Below are 18,168 nucleotides of genomic sequence, written 5' to 3'. Positions count from 1 at the left end.
GTCTTAACTGATCGGCATTACGCAGAGTGACGCCATTTTTACTTCCGTAGGCAAAGCCGCCCTGACTGCTGAGAGGAGCACGTCATAACATTAAGGTTACGAAGATGACGTAGGCAGTGATGCTTTTGAGCCAGATTGATGCTTTCATCATCGCCAACCTGTGTCGTCACGTATATTGGCTCCTGGCTCCTGGCTCCTAGCTCCTGGCTCCTGGCTCCTGGCTCCTGGCTCCTGGCTCCTGGCTCCTGGCTCCTGGCAGCGTCCAGATTACTTCCGCCTTACACCCTATAAAATCGTTATAAAATCCTGCATGCTGTAAGTTTTCAGGGCCGCGATATCTCATAGCTATGACTGCCACCAAAACCGGATTTACCCTTGCAGCGCTGGCGATCGTCGCTGCGCTCGCCGTGCTGTTTTCCCACTGGACGGGGTTTCTCGCCTGGTCGCTACAAACACAAATCCAACTCCATCGCTTACTGGTCACGCATCTGCTGCAAATTAATAGCGGGCAATACAGCGCAGGGTTGTGGTTGATCGGCGTGACCTTCATCTATGGCATCTTGCACGCGGTTGGTCCCGGACATGGCAAATTTATCGTCACCACCTGGCTTACTACCCATCAACCACCGCGCGGTGTCGCGCTGAGCGTGCCGTTTCTCGGTAGCCTGGTGCAGGGTCTCAGCGCCATCGCGTTTGTCTCCATTCTTGCAATTGGCTTTAACCTGACCACGGGCGATCTCAGCACCAGCCGCTGGTATCTTGAGAAAGCCAGCGCGCTGTTTATCGCCGCGTTGGGCGTGATGATGATGGTGCAAGCCTGGCGCGGTCACAGTCAGCATCGGCATACGCATCAGTATCAACATAAACCTAAGCATGTGCATGAACATGAACATGAGCATGAGCATGAGCATGAGCATGAGCATGAGCATGAGCATGAGCAGCATCATACTGGCTGCGGTCATCATCACGGCATTACTGTGGAATCAGTGGATAACTGGAAAGCGTGGATCGGCATTATTATTGCCACGGGCGTGCGGCCTTGTAGTGGCGCACTCACGGTGCTGCTGTTTGCCAGCGTAATTGGCATCACCCGTTGGGGCATGTTTGCGGTCATGACCATGGCACTCGGCACGGGTATGGCGCTGGTTGCACTGGCCCTGTTTGTACGCCATTTTCGTCATCGTGCGGGAGAATTATGGTTGGCTGAGTCATCGCCACGCACACAGCAAATACTCGGGATGATACGTATTGCTGGAGGCGCTTTGCTGATCTTATTTGCGCTGGTGCTGTTTTTAACCGTGGTGCCCATCAGTGCTAATGGAGATTATATTGCGGCAGGATGCTGAGGAATATTGAGGGGTTCAAGTGAGCAACGCCGGGCCGGCATCCTTGCCGATCCGGCCAGTGATTCGCGAACTTAACCGCGAACCTGGCACAATGCGCATTGCTGCGCGCCCGAGAAGTTCACATTAGAAACGGTAAGACGCGGTGACTGAGAAGTTACGCGGCGTACCATAAACGATCCCGCCATTACCGACGTTTTTGTCATACTCTTTATCGAACAGGTTGTTCAGGTTAGCCTGCAGAGTAACGTTCTTTGTCACGTCGTAGCGCGCGAACAGATCCACCAGCGCATAACTGCCCTGACGCGCTCGCCAGGTACCGACACCTTCCGGACCAGTGATATCCTGGTAGGTCTTCGACTGCCAGTTCACACCGCCACCCAGCGTCAGCTGATCCAGCATCGGCAGACGGTAGCTGGTGAACAGGTTGAACGAAGTGCGTGGCAACTTTGAGTTGTAGTTCTCACCCTCACGATCTTCGGCGACATAAGTCGTGCCGCCGAAAGTCATCTGCCAGTTGTCCGTCAGTGCACCGTTCACTTCAAACTCAACGCCTCGGCTCACGACACCACTCTTACCTTCAAAAATTTCGTTGCCTGAGGCCGTGTATGTGCCAGTGCTCACTGGCGCATTATCCAGTTCAGTGCGGAACACTGACACCGAGGTGGTCAGTCGGCTGTTCAGCCAATCAGATTTCACACCCGCTTCGTAGTTTTTACCGATGACCGGGTTAAGGAATTGGCCGGAGGCATCCTGGCTATCCTGCGGCTGGAAGACCGAAGTGTAACTGGCGTAGGCTGACCAGTTATCATAGAAATCCCAGATCAAACCACCGTATGGCGTGATGTTGTTTTCTTCCTGCCGGGTGGTTAAACCTTTACGATTCCAGTTGGTATAACGTGCGCCTAAAATGGCATGCAGCGGATCGGCTAACGTAATGCGAGTGGCAAGGTAGGCCGATTTCTGACGCACCAGTTGCGTATCAGACGCTGGGGTACGAGGGTTCCAGTCGGACTCAGGATAGTTCCCGTTGTAGTCGTAGAAATTGCCCAACTGATCGGGTGAAATGTTGGTCCAGGCGCTGTAATACTTGTTGTCCTGACGGCTGTAATTCACACCCAGCATCAACTCATGCTGACGGCCAAACATTTCGTATGGACCGCTGGCAAACGCATCGACGGAATCCACTTTGCGTTTACCGGTGTTGTAGCCGGTACCGCCTACCGCATCATAGTTGTAGGAAGGATCGTACTGGTTAACGAGCAGACCGCTTTCTTTATTCACATAGCCGTCGATATACAGCTGCTTACTGTCGAGGAACATCTCATTGTGTGTGCCGTTAAGCGTGATGTTCCAGCCGTTATCGAAATTCTGCTGCAGGTTAACAAAGACTTTTTTGTTTTCTTTGTCGTTATACGCCCAATCCGTTGAGGTATTGTAGCCGCGACGCAATTTCACCTGTGAACCATCGGTATACCAACGTGGCGAACCACCCCACATGGGTGAGTCGGTATTCACCTGGGTAAACTCATAGCCCACAGACAGTTTGGTTTTATCGGTCAGGTCGGCATCCACCACGCCGTAGATGAATTTCTTCTCGAAACCATAACGCTCGATAAAGCTGTTTTTATCTTCGTATCCCGCTACCACGCGGCCACGCACATTGCCTTCAGGCGAAAGAGGCGCGGAAAGATCGGCGACGTAACGTTGCTTATCCCAACTGCCGTAGCTCGCCTCCAGGTTGCCGGTAAACTCCTTGCTGTCGGCGTGCTTACGCACCATGTTAATCGCAGCAGACGGGTTACCCGGGCCAGTCAGCAGGCCCGTTGCACCACGCACCACTTCAACGCGCTCATACAGCGCCATATCGGTTTGGGCATCCCCCAGGTTCCAGCGCGAAGCAAACGCCGTTGGAATACCGTCGATCATGTAATTATCGATGATAAAACCGCGCGAATAATAGTTAGTGCGATCCATATCGCCGCTGACACCTCTGATACCTGTGGTGTTCGACAGGACGTCATTCAGGGATTGCAGTTGCTGGTCCTGCATACGTTGCTTGCTGACAATGCTGACCGATTGCGGAATATCACGCGCGGTTAATGCCATTTTGGTGCCGGCACGAGTGACCGGAACGCTGTAATCTTTTGCTGCCTGCTCTTGCTGCGCATCGCTGCTGGCGCTGGCATCCACCATCAGAGTTTGTTCTGTGTTAGTGGTATCAGCGGCCTGGGCAATACCTGATGCCACCATCATGGCAAGCAGAGAGACACGCAAGGCACGTTGCGGCGCAAGGCCAGATTCCCTGACGCGCTTTTCTTTGAAAGACATAATATTCCTCAATCAACTTATCGTTATTTTGTGTTGGCGGCATAGCTGCTGACGTCTGTTAGATCCAGCCATAAATAACGTGCTGAAAAGGAATATCAGGATGAGGTATTTCCCGACTGCGCCCTCCTGGCGCAAACAGAACGACTGTAAAAATGCCGTTAAGAAAGCAAATGAGAAATATACGCATTAAGATTAGTATTGCAAGAAATTGTTACCTGTTATCTGACAATTTTACATTTAGATAAATCCTTATTCTTCAATGATTAATAATAAAGGTGGGTTATTTTCGATCATTATCATGCAGGTTATTGGAGCAAACCTGTGATAAATCACAGGTTCTCGTCGTGATGGTATTACCGGGGATCACCAGGGCCAGCGTTTTTCCGCTAAATCCACCAGTAAACGTGACGCGGGGGAAAGCTCACTGAGTGAGCGGAATTGCCAGCCAAAAGTGCGAGGCATCATCACCAGCGGCAGCGGTATTTCAATTAACTCGCCGCCCTCACCTTTTAATAATCGTCGGGATAGAAAACTCAATAATTGGGTTTGCGCCAGTACGGATCGCAGCGGTGACAGCGTGTTACTTTCCATTTGCGCCCGCGGCGGAGCATAACCCCCGCTGCGTAAGCGTTGTTCCAGCCACTGGCGCGTCGCGACGTTATCTGAAGGCAACAACCAGTTATATTCATCAAGCTGTTCTGGCGTCGGATGAATATTGGCCAGCGGATGGTGACGGCTGGCGGCAATCACCACCGGGTCCTCAATCAGCGGACGGGTAATAAATTCGCTATTCCCCTGTGGCAGAAAACCGAGAATCAGATCGACCTTGTTCTCACGTAGTAACTTTTGCAGCAAATCATTCATCCCGACCGTCACTTCGAGTCTGGCGGTGGGGGCTTTGTGCAACAGGTCTTTACTCAGCACTGGCAGCATAAATTCCGCTGCCGTGGCCGCTACGCCCAACCGGATGACGCCCGCCGTTCCCGCACCCAGCGCCTGTAAATCCTGTCGGGTGACCTGCATCATGTGCACGACTTTTTGAGCACGTTCACAAAGTAACAGTCCCGCTTCTGTGAGTTGCATCCCACGCCCCACCTTGAGAATTAACCGCGTGGCGTAAAACTTCTCCAGACGCTGCAGACATTTGGTTAATGCGGGCTGAGTAATACCAAGGGATTGCGCCGCTTTACCCAGATGCCCCGTCTCCTTCACCGCCAGCAGATAATGCAGATCTTTCAGTTCCATTCATTCCCACCAGGAATCAATTGATAAAATTCAGAGAATATAATTTATCACTCTACGCTGCCAGGATGGAATGACATTAACAACAGAGCAACAGGCTGTTCGCGTCACCTTGTGGCGCTTAACAAGGGAGTAAAGGATGAAACATTCATTGAAAGCACTGGTCGCGATGATCGCATTGGCCAGCAGCGCACAGATAGTGGCACAAGACACACTGCCTGTGACGTTACCGACGCAACAGGACAGTCGTCTGGAGCAAGTCGCTACCTCACCGCGCGTGTGGAATGGCATTACCGTCAGTCATGACAACCGTCTGTTCGCCTCGTTAACGCAATCGGAAGGGGCGGGTCTGCAGCTGGCAGAAGTGATCAACAATCAGTTGAAAGCGTTTCCCGATGACAGCTGGAACCAGTGGAACGTTAACGATCCGGAGCATCATTTCTACCACGTGAATGCATTGCGTATCGGCCCGGATGGCGATCTGTGGGTGATGGATTCAGGCAATAAAGGAATTGGTACCGGCGATCAGGCCGTGCCCGGTGGCGCCAAGCTGGTCCACATTAGTCTGGCCACTGGCAAAGTGTTGAACAGCTATGTGTTTAAGGCACCGACGCTGCAACCCACCAGCTATCTGGATGATGTGCGTTTTAATGGTGATTTCGCCTATATCACCGATCCGGGTGCGGTGGGATTAGTGGTGCTGAACCTGAAAAGTGGCAAAAGCTGGCGGGTGCTGGATAACCACCCTCTCTCGATTGATCATCAGCCGATTTATGCGGATGGCAAGAAGTTGATTCTGCGCGATGGCCGTGAAAAACGCGTAGGTCTCGATCAGCTGGAAGTTTCGCCGGATGGCAAATGGCTCTATTACCAGGCGATCCCGGGGCCGCTGGCTCGCATTGAAACCCGCTATCTGAATGACAGTGCCCTTTCGGCTGCAGAAGTGGCGAAGCATGCGGAGAAAGTGCGCGAAACCTGGAGTACCGGCGGAACGGCCATCGATGCCGAGGGCAACATTTATGCTTCGGATATCAACACCCGCAGCATTAAACGTATTGCGCCCGATGGCAAAGTCACCACCGTGGTGCAGGATCCCCGCCTGGTGTGGATTGATGCGATGTGGGTATCTGACGGCGCACTGTGGATGCCGTCCGGACAGATCAATCGCACGCCCGCGACCACTGGCGGCAAACCGTCAACCGTGGAATATCCGGTGAAGCTATACCGTTTGCCGTTACCGATTAAGCCTTCGCCGCGGGATCATCAATAAGGCATAACGTGCCGTTTAACGCTGTTTAGCGCGGTGTTCATGCCGCGCTTATTCAACGTTATCTCTATTGATAAACAGGAGGAAATAACACCCAGATAAATCATCACCGTTCGCTATTTTAAATTTATTAAAACTAAGAGGTTACGCACATATTTCGCGTAAACCTAACCTTGTGCCTGCCGAAAAAAACGCTGGATAATATTCCCAGATAGACGAGGTTGCAGAAGGTTAATTTGAACAATAAATAATCATTCGCTGTTTTTTATTTATTTCGAACACGTTGCGTTTGCTACCCACAAACGTGCTCTATCCCTCCGGACAGGAACCCTCGTCATGCTGCTGATCATCAGTCTGCTTATGATAATCTGCTTTATTGGCTTATTAATGAGCAAAAAGCTTTCCGCTCTGACTGCATTAATCCTTATCCCTACGCTATTCGCATTGTTATCTGGCCATGGCGCGGATATGGGTGCCATGGTGATCAAAGGATTGCGTACCGTCGCGCCCACCGGCGTAATGTTGATATTCGCGATGCTCTATTTTATGAGCGTAACGGATGCTGGGATGTTTGATCCGATTATTAAACGGATTGTGTCTGCGGTCGATGGTGATCCGGTGAAGATATTTGTTGGCACCGCACTGCTCGGCTTTATTGTCGCCTTAGATGGTGATGGCGCGACAGTGTATATGATTGTGCTTTCCGCCTTTATGCCAATATATGAGCGTATCGGATTATCAAAACTGAGCGTTGCCGCCCTGTTATTACAGTGTACCGGGCTGGGCAATATGTTTCCGTGGGGTGGCCCTACGGCGCGTGCAGCGGCCGCTGTTCAGGCTGACGTCTCTACTCTGTTTGTACCGTTGCTGGTTCCGCTGCTGGCCTGTGTGGCATGGACCTTTATTCTGGCGGTGATGCTCGGCAGAAGTGAACGCAAGCGTCTGGGATTCCAGCAGCCTATCCCAGTGGATCGCGCCGCGATGCAGTTCGAAGAAAAAAGCTGCGTAGCCTGGCGTTTCTGGTTTAACTGGGCACTGACCATTGCACTGATGACCTTCCTGGTGCTGGATGTGATGCCCATGGCGTATCTGTTTATGCTAGCCACCGCCATCATGTTCGTTGTCAATTATCCGCAACTGGGCCAACAGCAAGAGCAGATCGGCCGCCATGCGCCCGCCATCCTTGCCGTGGCAGGATTGATTTTCGCTGCGGCGGTGTTTACCGGCATTTTTGCTGAAACCGGTATGGCGAACGCCCTTGCTCAAGCGATTGTGCACACAATCCCTGCGTCGCTGGGTCCCTACCTTGCGGTGATTACCGCCTTGATCAGTATTCCCGTTACCTGGATGGTATCGAATGATGTGTTTTATTTCGGCATGCTGCCGGTGCTGGTGCAGGCTGCGGGACATTATGGTATCGAACCGATTGAAATGGCACGCGCCGCCCTGGTCGGTCAACCGGTTCATATTCTCAGCCCACTGGTGGCCTCGACCTATTTATTGGTCGGCATGCTGAAACTGGATTATGCGCAGACACAACGGTTCACGCTGCGTTGGTCATTTATCACCTCGATTGTATTATTCGTGGTCGCACTGATCACCGGTTGCTTCCCGTTTTATCGCAGTCTATAGAATATATTCACTCCCCTTGTAGCCGCAATTTTTTGCGGCTACGCCCTCGACTAACTTGAGTGAAATATCTGCTTTGTATTTTATTGTTCGATATAGACACAATTTGCTGAAAGCTTATTTTCCGGACAATTCTGCATTATGCGCAATATTTTCATTTGATAAAAATTAACGTAGAATGCCCCCTTTCATCTTCGTTATAAAAGTTATAAGGGTTTATTCATGAGCGATGCACTCAAAGCATTGAACAATCTTCGTACGCTGCGTGCCCATGCGCGTGATGTTGAGATTGCGGTATTAGACGAAATGCTGGAAAAGTTCGCCGTGGTGGTTGCAGAACGCCGTGAAGAAGCGGAAGCGAATAATGCCGCTCAGCGCGAAAAAGAAGAAAAACTGGCGCTGTATAAAGAGATGCTGCTGAATGATGGCATCGATATTAGTGAATTAACGAAATTAAACCAGGGCGAAACCAAACCGAAAGCGAAACGTGCGCCACGCCCGGCGAAATATAAATTCATCGACGAAAACGGTCATGAAAAATTCTGGACCGGCCAGGGCCGTACTCCATCGCCAATCAAATCCGCTTTAGACGCGGGCGGTTCGATGGATGATTTCCTGATTTAACCTATCAAAAAAAGCTGCCACTTTTTACAGTGGCAGCTTTTGCAAATAGGGCTTTAAGTGACGAACGCTATACCATTCCTGGCGACCAATTAAATCCCTATTTCAACGCTGCACAGGCCTTCGCAATTCGTTTTCCGGCTTCGCGCACGCTGTCGATATCCGTGGCAATAGACAGGCGGAAATACGGCGATAAGCCATACGCGCTGCCCGCTACGCCGGACACGCCGCTTTCCAGCAGATAATTCAGCACATCCTGTTCGCTCTCCAGATGCTGACCATCTGGCCTTGTTTTGCCCAGCAGCCCGGCACAGCGACAGAAGATAAAGAACGCCCCCTCAGGATTCAGCACCTCAATACCTTCTACCGGGCGGAGTTGCGCCATAATCGCATCCCGGCGATCCTGATAGGCCGCGCGCTGCGGTGGCAGGAAATCCAGCCCACCGTTTAACGCCGCCACTGCTGCCGCCTGACTGATCGCGCTGGCACCCGAACTGTTCTGCGACTGCACCACCACCATGGCATCAACCAACGCTTGCGGACCGGCACCAAAGCCGATGCGCCAGCCGGTCATGGCATAGGTTTTCGACACGCCCCCCACCAGCAGAATGCGATCGGCTAAATCTGGCGCTACCTGCAACAGGCTAACGTGTTCACGTCCATCAAACAGAATGTGTTCATACAGTTCATCCAGCATGATCCACACGTTGGGATGGTCACGGAGCACTGCCGCCAGGGCCGTTAACTCTGCGGCGTTATACACCGCACCGGATGGATTACCGGGATTATTCAGCACCAGCCAGCGGGTTTTATCGGTGATCGCTTGCGCCAGCTGCTGCGGCTGCAGCTTGTACTCTTGCTCAAGCGGGCAGTTGAGCAACACCGCGTCGCCGCCGTTAAAACGCACGCTATCCGGGAACGTCGGCCAGTACGGCACTGGCACAATCACCTCGTCGCCGTCATTTAAAGTGGCAGCAAAGGCATTGAAGATGATCTGCTTCGCCCCGTTGGCGATGCAAATCTGCCCCAATGCATAATCCAGCTGATTTTCCCGTGCCAGCTTGGCCTGCACCGCTTTACGCAGCGGGGTGGTGCCATTAGTCGGCGTGTAGCGGGTCTCACCGTTATTCATGGCTTCTGTCGCAGCATCGCGGATGTGCTGTGGTGTATCAAAATCCGGTTCACCGGTGGTGAGATCCAGAATATCTACGCCCTGCTCTTTCAGCTGGCGCGTCAACTGGCGCGCCGCGGCATTGGCAGAGAGCGACACGGACTGCACACGCTTTGATAAGGTGACCATAATCAGCTCCTAAAAGGTTTACAGCGCGGGCAGACCGAGGTTCTCGCGCAGCGTGGCGAATTCGTAATCATCGCGGAACAGACCACGACGACGAAGTTCCGGGATCACCAGCTCGACAAACAAATCCAGTTGCTCTGACATGATGGCAGGCATGATGTTGAAACCATCGGCTCCGCCCTCTTTCAGCCACAGCTCAAAGTCATCGGCGATGTCTTCCGCGGTGCCAACAATCACGCGGTGACCACGCGAACCGGCAGCCACGGCGGCCAGCTCACGCAAAGTCAGGTTTTCACGCTTCGCCATATCCGTCATCAGCTTGACGCGGCTCTGATTACCTTCGCCGAGCGGGACTTCAGGGACTGGACCATCCAGCGGATACTGGCTCAGATCCATGCTGAAACGCAGCGAGAGCTGACGCAGACCGTTTTCGATATCCACCAGCGTATTCAGCTCTTTCCACAGCGCTTTGGCTTCTTCGCGGGTGCGTCCGACAATTGGCATCACGCCCGGCATGATCACGACGTGATCCGGATTACGTCCGGCGGCAATCACCTGATCCTTCTGCGAACGGTAGAAGGTTTGCGCCTCTTCCAGACTGGCCGCAGCGGTGAAGATCACTTCGGCGGTTTCGGCCGCCAGTTTTTGCCCATCGGCAGATGAACCGGCTTCAATGATCACCGGACGTCCTTGCGGGGAGCGTGTAATGTTCAGCGGACCCTGCACCTGGAAGTGCTCACCCTGATGATCAATCGACTTAATTTTGTCATTGACGAAGTATTCACCGGTCTCTTTGTTTGGCTGCACCGCTCCCGCTTCCCAACCTTCCCACAGCTTGTTGGTCACTTCTAGGAACTCACGCGCACGCGCATAGCGCTCGGCATGGTTTGGCATATCGTTGCGGCTAAAGTTACGTGCCACGTCGGTAGAGAACGACGTCACCACGTTCCACGCCGCACGGCCACGGCTGATGTGATCCAGCGACGAGAAGCTGCGCGCCATAGTGAAGGGATCGCTAAAGGTGGTGGACGCGGTGGCCGCCAGACCAATGCGTTTGGTGTTCACCGCCAGCGCCGACAGCATGGTCAGCGGCTCAAGGCGCGCCATGGTCGATGGCAGACGGTACATGCTGGTCGCCAGCGCATCACCGACGAAGAACAGATCGAATTTACCGGCTTCGGCTTTTTTTGCGATGGTGATCAGCCAGTCAATGTCAGTGGGATCGCCGAGTTTTTCCGTGAGACGCCAGCCGCTGACGTGTTGCCCTACGGGTTGTACGAAGAGGCCCAAGCGGATGCGTTGTGGTTGTGCAGTAGCCATGAAGTTGTCCTGGTCAATAAAGAGGGTAAAAAGTTAGAAACGGTTCTCAGTCGCCAGCAGCGCCTGCTCTAACGCATCCGCATGAATGCGGAACGGCAGACGTTCAGCGCTGGCCGCCGGGAATTTAATTTGTTCCGCAATTGTGCGTATCGCCGCCGCGCGGTCGCCAGTCAACGGCGCCAGCGTCAGTGGCATCGCATACTGACGCAGCAACGCCAGCAGTTCCGCATCCGGCACGCCATCGTGTTCAATCAGTGATTGCACCAACAGGCTGTAACCGACTTTTTCACCGTGCAGCCAATGATGCAGCTCAGGCTGGTGCGTCAGACGGTTATGAATGGCATGGGCAAAACCGGGGGTGGGCAGTTGATCGCGCACGCTGTTCGCCAGACCCGCCAGTACGATGTTGGCATCGATCACCTTCACCAGTTCCGGCGTAACCTGCTGTTTTTCATTGGCGTTGACGGCGGCTTCACCTAACTGGCGATAGACATCCAGCGCACGTTGCGCCGTCATCACTTTGAGATCGAGCGCCAGATCGTGTGGGTTGCTGCGCAGATAGGGGGCAAATTCGTAGTACTTCGCCAGCGCATCCACGATCCCCGCTTTGAGGTAACGTACATCGCTGCGGGCGATCACTTCGCTGTCCACCAGCACCAGCTCGGGCATTTTACCCAGCGGCTGGCTGCGCACATGGCCGCCCTGCTCGTTGTAGATAATGGCCACCGGCGACCAGGCGGCACACGTGGCGGCAAGCGTGGCAAAGTTGATCACCTTCAGATCAGGTAACTGGCTGCCCACTGCTTTGGCGGCATCCAGCACGCGACCACCGCCCACCGCAAACAGCAGCTCGGCTTGCTGCTGCTCAACGTTGTTTTTTAGCGTTTCGATGGCGACGTCGGTACATTCACCGCGCAAATACTCCAGCTCCCAGCGAATACCGTTGGCTTCTAAACTCTGGCTTAATTCCGGATTAACCGCTTGCCAGGCGTTGGGAGAAGTGAAAATGCGGATATGTGTGGCATAAGGTTTGATAAATTCACCGGCACGCGCACGCAGGCCAGCTTCATGTGCATAAGCACGCGGAGATTTGATCGCTAACACGTCGTCACCCTGATTAAGAATAAGGCTATAACGAGAAAAGTTATTTTATTTCATGAGGTTAATGAGAAATAGTTATAGCGCTATGTAATTTATGCATACTACGGTAAATCGCGATATAAGCAATGGAAAAGCCGCCATTTCATTTTCACAAATTCGCATTAGCTTAGTTATTTTTCACATATAGAAGCCTGTGGCATTACTGATATTCTGAGTTGCTTAGCACGCTGGGTATTGAGTTTTAGCGCCTTTGAACGCGCGGGTTTCGCCCACACAGTGTTGCTCAATCTGCATTCACTTTACCGCTTTCAGGCGGTTTCCCGGGGATAGATATGTCACTTGAATTTCGTCAGGTCAGAGAAGATGAGGTTGAAACCTATCAGGCGCTGATGCACGCCGCGTATGCGCCGACGCTGGCAATGGGCATCAAATTTGATGCCGCCACAGCAGACCATGAAAAGACGCTGCGTCACCTGCAAAGTCACGGCGTTTATGCGCTTTATGCGCAAGGCGTGATGGTTTCCTCGGTCACCGTGCGCTATCCGTGGGGTCCGCTGCCAGGCCCGTTTGGTCTGCCGCATATTGGTTGGTTCGGTGCCCATCCCGACTATCCCGGCAAACAGTATGGCCGCCAGGTACAGGATCGGCTGGAACAAGAGATCCTGCTAGGCAAACTGCGCGCCCCTGCGGTGTCATTAGGCACCGCCACCAGCCATCCATGGCTGATCGAGATGTATAAAAAGCGCGGCTTCCAATTGATGCATACCACCGATCTCGGCAAAGGCCATATCACCCAATATATGAAGAAAGTGCTGGATAACAGCGCGCATGATGCGTGGATGACACGTCAGGCCGCACAACAAGGAAGCAAATAATGAGTTTTGATGAGAGCGCATTGGGTCAACATTTGGTTGCCTTCCGCCATGAGTTACACCGTTTTCCAGAACTCTCCAATGAAGAGTTTGAAACCACGGCACGTATTCGTCAGCAGCTTGATAAACACCAGATCCGCGTATTGGATTTGCCGCTTAAAACCGGTTTGGTGGCGGAAGTGGGTCCCGAAAATGGACCGCTGATCGTGCTGCGTTCCGACATTGATGCGCTGCCGATTGAAGAGCAGTCTGACGTCACGTTCCGTTCAGAGCGCCCAGGCGTGATGCACGCGTGCGGCCACGACTTCCACAGTTCCGCCGCGCTGGGTGCGGCGATTCTGCTGAAACAGCAGGAGGCCCAGTTGCCGGGCCGCGTGCGTATTTTGTTCCAGGCCGCCGAAGAGACTGGCCAGGGCGCGCCGGATGTGATTGCTACCGGCGCACTGCAGGATGCCGTGACGATTTTCGGCATTCATAACGATCCTTCGTTACCGCCGGGCGTGATAGGCAGCAAAGCCGGGCCTCTCACTGCGGCCGTCGATCGCTTTGATATCAAGATTACCGGGACGGGCAGCCACGCAGCCAAACCGCATCAGGGCAACGATCCGATTGTGATCGCCGCGCAAATAGTTTCGGCCGCACAAACGCTGATCAGCCGTAATGCACCTTCGGGTGATAATGCGGTGGTCTCGATAACCCAGATCCACAGCGGCAGCACCTGGAACGTCATCCCGGACAGCGCGTGGCTGGAAGGTACGGTGCGTTCGTTCTCACAGGAGACGCGCGAACGACTGGAGCAGCGCTTCCGTGAGATTGTGCAGGGTATTGGCGCCGCCTTCGCGGCCAAAGTCGAATTTAATTGGCACGCTGGTCCACCGTCGGTGGTGAATGATGCGCACTGGGCCGATTTCGCCCTGCAACAGGCAGCGGCCAGCGGCTTTGAAGCACGCGTTGTTGAGGCTAGCCCAATCGGTGAGGATTTTGCCTTCTACCAACAGCAACTGCCGGGGGCGTTTATGATGATTGGCACCGGTGAACCTTATGCGCTGCATCATCCGGCGTTTCGGATCAACGATGATGTGCTGCTGCCCACATCTCGCTATCTGGCCAATCTGGCTGTGGCGGCATTGCACAGTCTGGAGCAGTCATGAGCATCACTCCCGATCTCGCTGAGTTGATCGTTCACAGCCAGCCGGATGCCGCCGCACGTGAATCAGCCCGCGAAGGGGTACGTGATTTTCTTGCCGTCAGCTGGCCGGTTCTGCAAGGCCAGGTGCCCGACAGCGGCTTGCCCGCGCTGCGCAGCGTTTATGCCGATGGCAGCCCTCGCTCTCAGGCGCTGCTCCTTGGTTATGCCGCTCACGCGCTGGATTACGATGATTTCCACGCTGATTTTCGCGGTCACCCCAGCGTGGTGATCCTCCCTGCGCTGTTTGCCTGGCAGCAGCAACAGGCGGCAGAGATTGATGATTTTCTCGATGCTTACGCCATCGGTGTGGAAGTGGCCGGACGGCTAGGGTTGGCCGCCAGCCAGCAGCATTATGCGTTAGGTCATCACAACACCGCGACGCTGGGCACCCTGGCCGCCGCAGCCGCGCTGGCTCGCCTGGTGAAACTGGATGTCGGCGCGACGGCCAACCTGCTCGGCATCGCCACCACTCAGGCCAGCGGGCTACGCGCGCAGTTCGGCTCTGCCGTCAAACCTCTGCACGCCGGATTGGCGGCTGAACGTGCGGTTACGGCAGCACAGCTCACGTTGGCGGGTTTCGATGGTAAACAGGATGGCGTGATTGAGTCATTTCTTGCTGCCAACAGTAACGGTCAGGCGCAACCTGAGAAATTGCTCAGCGGCTGGGGTGATCCGTGGCGTATTGTTTCGCCGGGGCTGGAGTACAAACCTTTCCCGACCTGCGCCGGAACACACAGCGCAGCGGAAGCCGCGCGTATCCTGCGCAATGGCTGGCTAGCCAGCGGCAATTCGCTGGAAGCGCTGCTGGATAACATCACCGACATTAGCGTGGCGTTCCCGCCGGGCGGTGATATTGCCGCCTCAGTCACATCGCCCACCAATGGGATTGAAGCGCGTTTCAGTCTGGAATACGTGATTGCCGCGATGCTGATCTTTAACGACCTGCGGCTGGAAGATTTTGCGGAAGGCGATCTTAATCATGCTGTGATGCCACTGGCAGCCAAAGTGAGACGAGTACCTGATGACACCGCGCCGCCAGATGCCATTAATCCCGCATTGCGTTTTCATCTGGTCACTCTTACCTTGCGCGATGGCACCCGGCTGCAACAGCGTCGTACCCGTCAGCAATCCCTGGCCGATGGCGTGGACGTTGAGGGTAAATTGCGTCTGGCATTGCGTCAGGAGTCGGGCGAGCGATTGCAACAGGTGCAGCAAAGTAGCGCATTGCAGACAACCGCTGATCTGGCGGTGCTGCAGCAGTTATTACGCGTTTAATATCTTGATGCAGCGCTTTTAATTCACCACGCCACAGACGAAGTTGCGTTTACCAGGATGACGAGTGCCGTATTAAACTACAGGTCGCCGCACCTGCACAGGAGTCAACTCTGGTGCGTGCGGCCTGAACCACTCCTGACTGCCAGACTCTTAGCGTAGGCACACCCCATGACCAAAACCCAGCGACTATTGGCACTCGTGCAATTGTTACGTTGTCACCGACATCCGATAACTGCACAGCATCTCTCAGAGCAACTCAGCATTAGCGTGCGCACCGTATATCGCGACATCATCAGCCTGCAACAGCAAGGTGTGGAAATCGAGGGCAGCGCCGGATTGGGGTATTTGCTGAAATCCGACGGTCATTTACCGCCCTTGATGTTTTCCCGTCATGAGATTGATGCGCTGGCGTTGGGCCTTGATTGGGTCAGCCGCCACACTGATGCCAAATTAAAATCCGCCGCACAGCACGCGCTGGCAAAAATTTATGCCGTCATGCCAGCGCATTTATCGCATGGTATCGATCATCAATCATTGCTGGTCGCTTCGCGGGGAGAAGCCCTGTTTGAGAAGCACCTGCCGGAACTGCGTCAGGCAATCCATACCCGCAACAAAATCTCGCTGCGTTATAACGATCTCAAAGACGTGTCATCCACTCGCATCATCTGGCCCGTGGTGCTGGGGTATTTTGACCGTGTGCGCCTGCTGTGTGGCTGGTGCGAACTGCGCCAGGATTTTCGTAATTTCCGCGTCGACCGCATTGAAGAGATTGTGGTTGAGGATGACAACTATCCCGGGACGCGTCATCAGTTGCTTAAGCGCTGGAAGGATTATCAGCAAGCACGCTATCCCGATTATCGATAATGGGTTTACAGCATACCGCTGTAGAGCACCGGTCCGGTGGGTTGCCCCGTTGGTGAACCGCCCTGAGGTTCCAGGCTAATGGCAAGGGTAGCCCCTGCTGCTAAGGCTCGATTATCCATTTCAATTTGCGTTGCCGCATGGTCTGCCAGTAAACCCAACGAGACCGGGGATTGCCCCGCAGGAATCAGCCAAAGTTGCAGACTCCTGGACGCATTAATGGCGACGGGTTTAAGCGGCGATAATTGCAGATAACGGCGGTCGCTGCTGCGGCTGACCACCCATTGTCCCTGATGCTGTGAATCCCCCAGAATCACCAGGGGTGCGAATTCATCAGGGCGATGATTGTAATAGGATACAAGGGTGAATGCCGCAAGACCTGCAGCAACCAGCCAGCCAATATAAGGATTGGCGCGTTTCACCGGGGTTTTAGCGGGAAGACTCAAGGCAATTTTTTTCCACACGCGTTCCGGCGGGATTTCAGGTCGCAAATGGGTGTCCATTCCTGCCAGCATTGTCTGCCAGCTTGCCACTTTCGCAGCCAGTTCCGGCTCCTGTTGCAGCCGCCTCTCGAAACGCAATCGTGCATTGCCGCGCAATGTTCCCAGGGCATATTCGGCGGCGAGCGCATCATCATGTTTATTGTTTTTCATAAGCCCACGCACTCCCGAAGATGCTCCATCGCACGACGGATCCAACTTTTTACTGATCCAACCGGTTGCTGCATCCAGGCAGCAATATCGCTGTGCGACATCCCCTGATAATAAGCCAGCGTCACACTCTGTCGCTGCTCATGACTCAGATGCTGCAGACAGTGATGTAATCGGGCGGTCTGTGAATCGTCAAAGGGTGCATCTGGCCCTTCCGCCTCACCCTCCGAAACGTTATCGCTGTATTCTTCAGACAGGATGGCCTCACGCGCCTGTCCACTGCGCAGCCAATCAATACAGCGATTGCGCACAATATGCGTCATCCAGGTCATCGGAGCGCTAAGTGCGGCATCATAGCTGTCGGCTCGATTCCAGATAGTGAGGAAACAATCATGCAGCACCTCCTCCGCCCAGGCTCGCTGGCGTAATGTGCGCAAAGCAAGGGCGAAAAGATGAGGCGAAGCGAGTCGATACAGTTGTTCAAATGCCTGGCGATCGCCTTGCGCAATCGCCCGCATTAATTTCACCTGCTGTTGAGCCAAAACGTTATCCATGTTTTTCCCGGAAGGCATTGAAATGCCTTCCGAGTATAGACAATTACTTAGGCATCAGAACGGTATCGATAACATCAATCACACCGTTTTTCTGATTCACATCATAAGTACTGATATTGGCCACATTGCCCTGGCCATCTTTCAGCTGAATATTGTGAGGACCATTACTCATAATCCACAAAGGCTGACCGTTAACGGTTTTCAGCTCCGCGTGACCGCCACCTTGTTTGATTTTCATCATCAGCGCTTTCATGTCGTATTTACCGGCCACGACATGATAAGTGAGGATGCTGGTTAACTTGGCTTTGTTTTCCGGTTTTACCAGATTATCCACGGTGCCAGCTGGCAGTTTCGCAAACGCGGCGTTGGTTGGCGCGAACACAGTGAAAGGACCTTTTCCTTCGAGTGTTTCCACTAAACCTGCTGCCTTCACTGCGGCCACTAACGTAGTGTGATCTTTAGAATTGAGGGCGTTTTCAATGATGTTTTTCTGCGGATACATAGCGGCACCGCCAACCATGACAGAGTCAGAGTTCATGGCTGCGAAAGTCGTGGCGGAGAACATCAGAGCGCCAGAGATGACTGCGGTGGTGATTAGCTTTTTCATCATAAATCC

16 protein-coding genes are annotated in these 18,168 nt (G+C 53.7%); 8 read left to right on the top strand and 8 right to left on the bottom strand.

All coding sequences use genetic code 11. The features are described from left to right. Positions 1-347: 347 nt before the first annotated feature. Entirely contained in the window at positions 348-1,346 is a 999-nt protein-coding gene (locus VI01_RS07555; protein ID WP_045814642.1) for a nickel/cobalt transporter, read from the top strand. Positions 1,347-1,469: 123 nt separating this feature from the next. On the opposite strand, the gene fhuE is transcribed toward VI01_RS07555, so the two are convergent. Together fhuE and VI01_RS07545 are read right to left on the bottom strand one after the other, a co-directional pair. Next, positions 1,470-3,674, bottom strand: a complete 2,205-nt coding sequence (fhuE, locus tag VI01_RS07550; RefSeq protein WP_045814641.1) for a ferric-rhodotorulic acid/ferric-coprogen receptor FhuE — start codon at positions 3,672-3,674, stop codon at positions 1,470-1,472. 363 nt (positions 3,675-4,037) lie between these two features. Further along, the gene (locus VI01_RS07545; protein ID WP_045814640.1) at positions 4,038-4,919 is read right to left on the bottom strand and encodes a LysR family transcriptional regulator; all 882 of its coding nucleotides are present in this window, start codon (positions 4,917-4,919) and stop codon (positions 4,038-4,040) included. Positions 4,920-5,055: 136 nt separating this feature from the next. Between VI01_RS07545 and VI01_RS07540 the strand changes: the two genes are divergently transcribed. The 3 genes from VI01_RS07540 to VI01_RS07530 all read left to right on the top strand — a co-directional run bounded on the left by VI01_RS07540 (position 5,056) and on the right by VI01_RS07530 (position 8,436). Beyond that, complete coding sequence (locus VI01_RS07540) at positions 5,056-6,186, top strand: L-dopachrome tautomerase-related protein (protein WP_052696980.1); 1,131 nt, start codon at positions 5,056-5,058, stop codon at positions 6,184-6,186. 333 nt (positions 6,187-6,519) lie between these two features. Further along, complete coding sequence (locus VI01_RS07535) at positions 6,520-7,815, top strand: CitMHS family transporter (protein WP_045814639.1); 1,296 nt, start codon at positions 6,520-6,522, stop codon at positions 7,813-7,815. A 219-nt stretch (positions 7,816-8,034) separates the two neighbouring features. After that, entirely contained in the window at positions 8,035-8,436 is a 402-nt protein-coding gene (locus VI01_RS07530) for an H-NS family nucleoid-associated regulatory protein (protein ID WP_045814638.1), read from the top strand. Positions 8,437-8,533: 97 nt separating this feature from the next. Here the strand turns inward: VI01_RS07530 and VI01_RS07525 are convergent, their stop codons facing one another. Genes VI01_RS07525 through VI01_RS07515 form a run of 3 tightly spaced genes read right to left on the bottom strand, consistent with a single transcriptional unit; the run spans position 8,534 to position 12,154 of the window. Further along, positions 8,534-9,733, bottom strand: a complete 1,200-nt coding sequence (locus VI01_RS07525; protein WP_197079573.1) for an aminotransferase class I/II-fold pyridoxal phosphate-dependent enzyme — start codon at positions 9,731-9,733, stop codon at positions 8,534-8,536. 18 nt (positions 9,734-9,751) lie between these two features. After that, on the bottom strand, positions 9,752-11,050 hold the full coding sequence (locus VI01_RS07520) for an LLM class flavin-dependent oxidoreductase (protein WP_045814636.1): 1,299 nt from the start codon (positions 11,048-11,050) through the stop codon (positions 9,752-9,754). A 33-nt stretch (positions 11,051-11,083) separates the two neighbouring features. After that, a complete protein-coding gene (locus VI01_RS07515) occupies positions 11,084-12,154 on the bottom strand; it encodes an iron-containing alcohol dehydrogenase family protein (RefSeq protein ID WP_045814635.1) in 1,071 nt (356 codons plus the stop codon). A 329-nt stretch (positions 12,155-12,483) separates the two neighbouring features. On the opposite strand from VI01_RS07515, the gene VI01_RS07510 reads away from it, so the two are divergent. The 4 genes from VI01_RS07510 to VI01_RS07495 all read left to right on the top strand — a co-directional run bounded on the left by VI01_RS07510 (position 12,484) and on the right by VI01_RS07495 (position 16,351). Next, positions 12,484-13,026, top strand: a complete 543-nt coding sequence (locus VI01_RS07510) for a GNAT family N-acetyltransferase (protein ID WP_045814634.1) — start codon at positions 12,484-12,486, stop codon at positions 13,024-13,026. Next, positions 13,026-14,174 carry an amidohydrolase gene (locus VI01_RS07505; protein WP_045814633.1) on the top strand — a complete coding sequence of 383 codons (1,149 nt, stop codon included), beginning with the start codon at positions 13,026-13,028 and terminating at the stop codon, positions 14,172-14,174. Before VI01_RS07510 ends, VI01_RS07505 begins: the two co-directional genes overlap by 1 nt. Beyond that, complete coding sequence (locus tag VI01_RS07500; protein ID WP_045814632.1) at positions 14,171-15,487, top strand: MmgE/PrpD family protein; 1,317 nt, start codon at positions 14,171-14,173, stop codon at positions 15,485-15,487. Before VI01_RS07505 ends, VI01_RS07500 begins: the two co-directional genes overlap by 4 nt. A gap of 168 nt (positions 15,488-15,655) precedes the next feature. After that, positions 15,656-16,351 (top strand): YafY family protein, encoded by a 696-nt coding sequence (locus VI01_RS07495; protein WP_045814631.1) that lies wholly within the window; start codon positions 15,656-15,658, stop codon positions 16,349-16,351. Between the two features lie 5 nt (positions 16,352-16,356). Here VI01_RS07495 and VI01_RS07490 read toward each other — a convergent pair whose 3' ends face one another. The 3 genes from VI01_RS07490 to VI01_RS07480 are packed head-to-tail and all read right to left on the bottom strand — an operon-like array spanning position 16,357 to position 18,159. Next, positions 16,357-17,001 (bottom strand): anti-sigma factor domain-containing protein, encoded by a 645-nt coding sequence (locus tag VI01_RS07490; protein WP_045814630.1) that lies wholly within the window; start codon positions 16,999-17,001, stop codon positions 16,357-16,359. Further along, complete coding sequence (locus VI01_RS07485; protein WP_045814655.1) at positions 16,998-17,552, bottom strand: RNA polymerase sigma factor; 555 nt, start codon at positions 17,550-17,552, stop codon at positions 16,998-17,000. The genes VI01_RS07490 and VI01_RS07485 overlap by 4 nt, the downstream gene beginning before the upstream one ends. 43 nt (positions 17,553-17,595) lie before the next feature. Next, positions 17,596-18,159, bottom strand: coding sequence for a fasciclin domain-containing protein (locus VI01_RS07480; protein ID WP_045814629.1), 564 nt, complete (start codon positions 18,157-18,159; stop codon positions 17,596-17,598). Positions 18,160-18,168: the final 9 nt, after the last annotated feature.

It is taken from the genome of Pantoea sp. SM3 (genome assembly GCF_000963995.1).
Lineage (GTDB): Bacteria > Pseudomonadota > Gammaproteobacteria > Enterobacterales > Enterobacteriaceae > Pantoea > Pantoea rwandensis_B.
This window is presented reverse-complemented; position numbering and strand designations above follow the sequence as displayed.

Bases quoted from the DNA above. Each gene is read 5' to 3' on its own strand.
- VI01_RS07500 (WP_045814632.1), top strand. From the start codon at position 14,171: ATGAGCATCACTCCCGATCTCGCTGAGTTGATCGTTCACAGCCAGCCG.
- VI01_RS07530 (WP_045814638.1), top strand. From the start codon at position 8,035: ATGAGCGATGCACTCAAAGCATTGAACAATCTTCGTACGCTGCGTGCC.
- VI01_RS07555 (WP_045814642.1), top strand. From the start codon at position 348: ATGACTGCCACCAAAACCGGATTTACCCTTGCAGCGCTGGCGATCGTC.
- VI01_RS07480 (WP_045814629.1), bottom strand. From the start codon at position 18,159: ATGAAAAAGCTAATCACCACCGCAGTCATCTCTGGCGCTCTGATGTTC.
- VI01_RS07540 (WP_052696980.1), top strand. From the start codon at position 5,056: ATGAAACATTCATTGAAAGCACTGGTCGCGATGATCGCATTGGCCAGC.
- fhuE (WP_045814641.1), bottom strand. From the start codon at position 3,674: ATGTCTTTCAAAGAAAAGCGCGTCAGGGAATCTGGCCTTGCGCCGCAA.
- VI01_RS07495 (WP_045814631.1), top strand. From the start codon at position 15,656: ATGACCAAAACCCAGCGACTATTGGCACTCGTGCAATTGTTACGTTGT.
- VI01_RS07485 (WP_045814655.1), bottom strand. From the start codon at position 17,552: ATGGATAACGTTTTGGCTCAACAGCAGGTGAAATTAATGCGGGCGATT.
- VI01_RS07510 (WP_045814634.1), top strand. From the start codon at position 12,484: ATGTCACTTGAATTTCGTCAGGTCAGAGAAGATGAGGTTGAAACCTAT.
- VI01_RS07525 (WP_197079573.1), bottom strand. From the start codon at position 9,733: ATGGTCACCTTATCAAAGCGTGTGCAGTCCGTGTCGCTCTCTGCCAAT.
- VI01_RS07535 (WP_045814639.1), top strand. From the start codon at position 6,520: ATGCTGCTGATCATCAGTCTGCTTATGATAATCTGCTTTATTGGCTTA.
- VI01_RS07490 (WP_045814630.1), bottom strand. From the start codon at position 17,001: ATGAAAAACAATAAACATGATGATGCGCTCGCCGCCGAATATGCCCTG.
- VI01_RS07520 (WP_045814636.1), bottom strand. From the start codon at position 11,050: ATGGCTACTGCACAACCACAACGCATCCGCTTGGGCCTCTTCGTACAA.
- VI01_RS07505 (WP_045814633.1), top strand. From the start codon at position 13,026: ATGAGTTTTGATGAGAGCGCATTGGGTCAACATTTGGTTGCCTTCCGC.
- VI01_RS07545 (WP_045814640.1), bottom strand. From the start codon at position 4,919: ATGGAACTGAAAGATCTGCATTATCTGCTGGCGGTGAAGGAGACGGGG.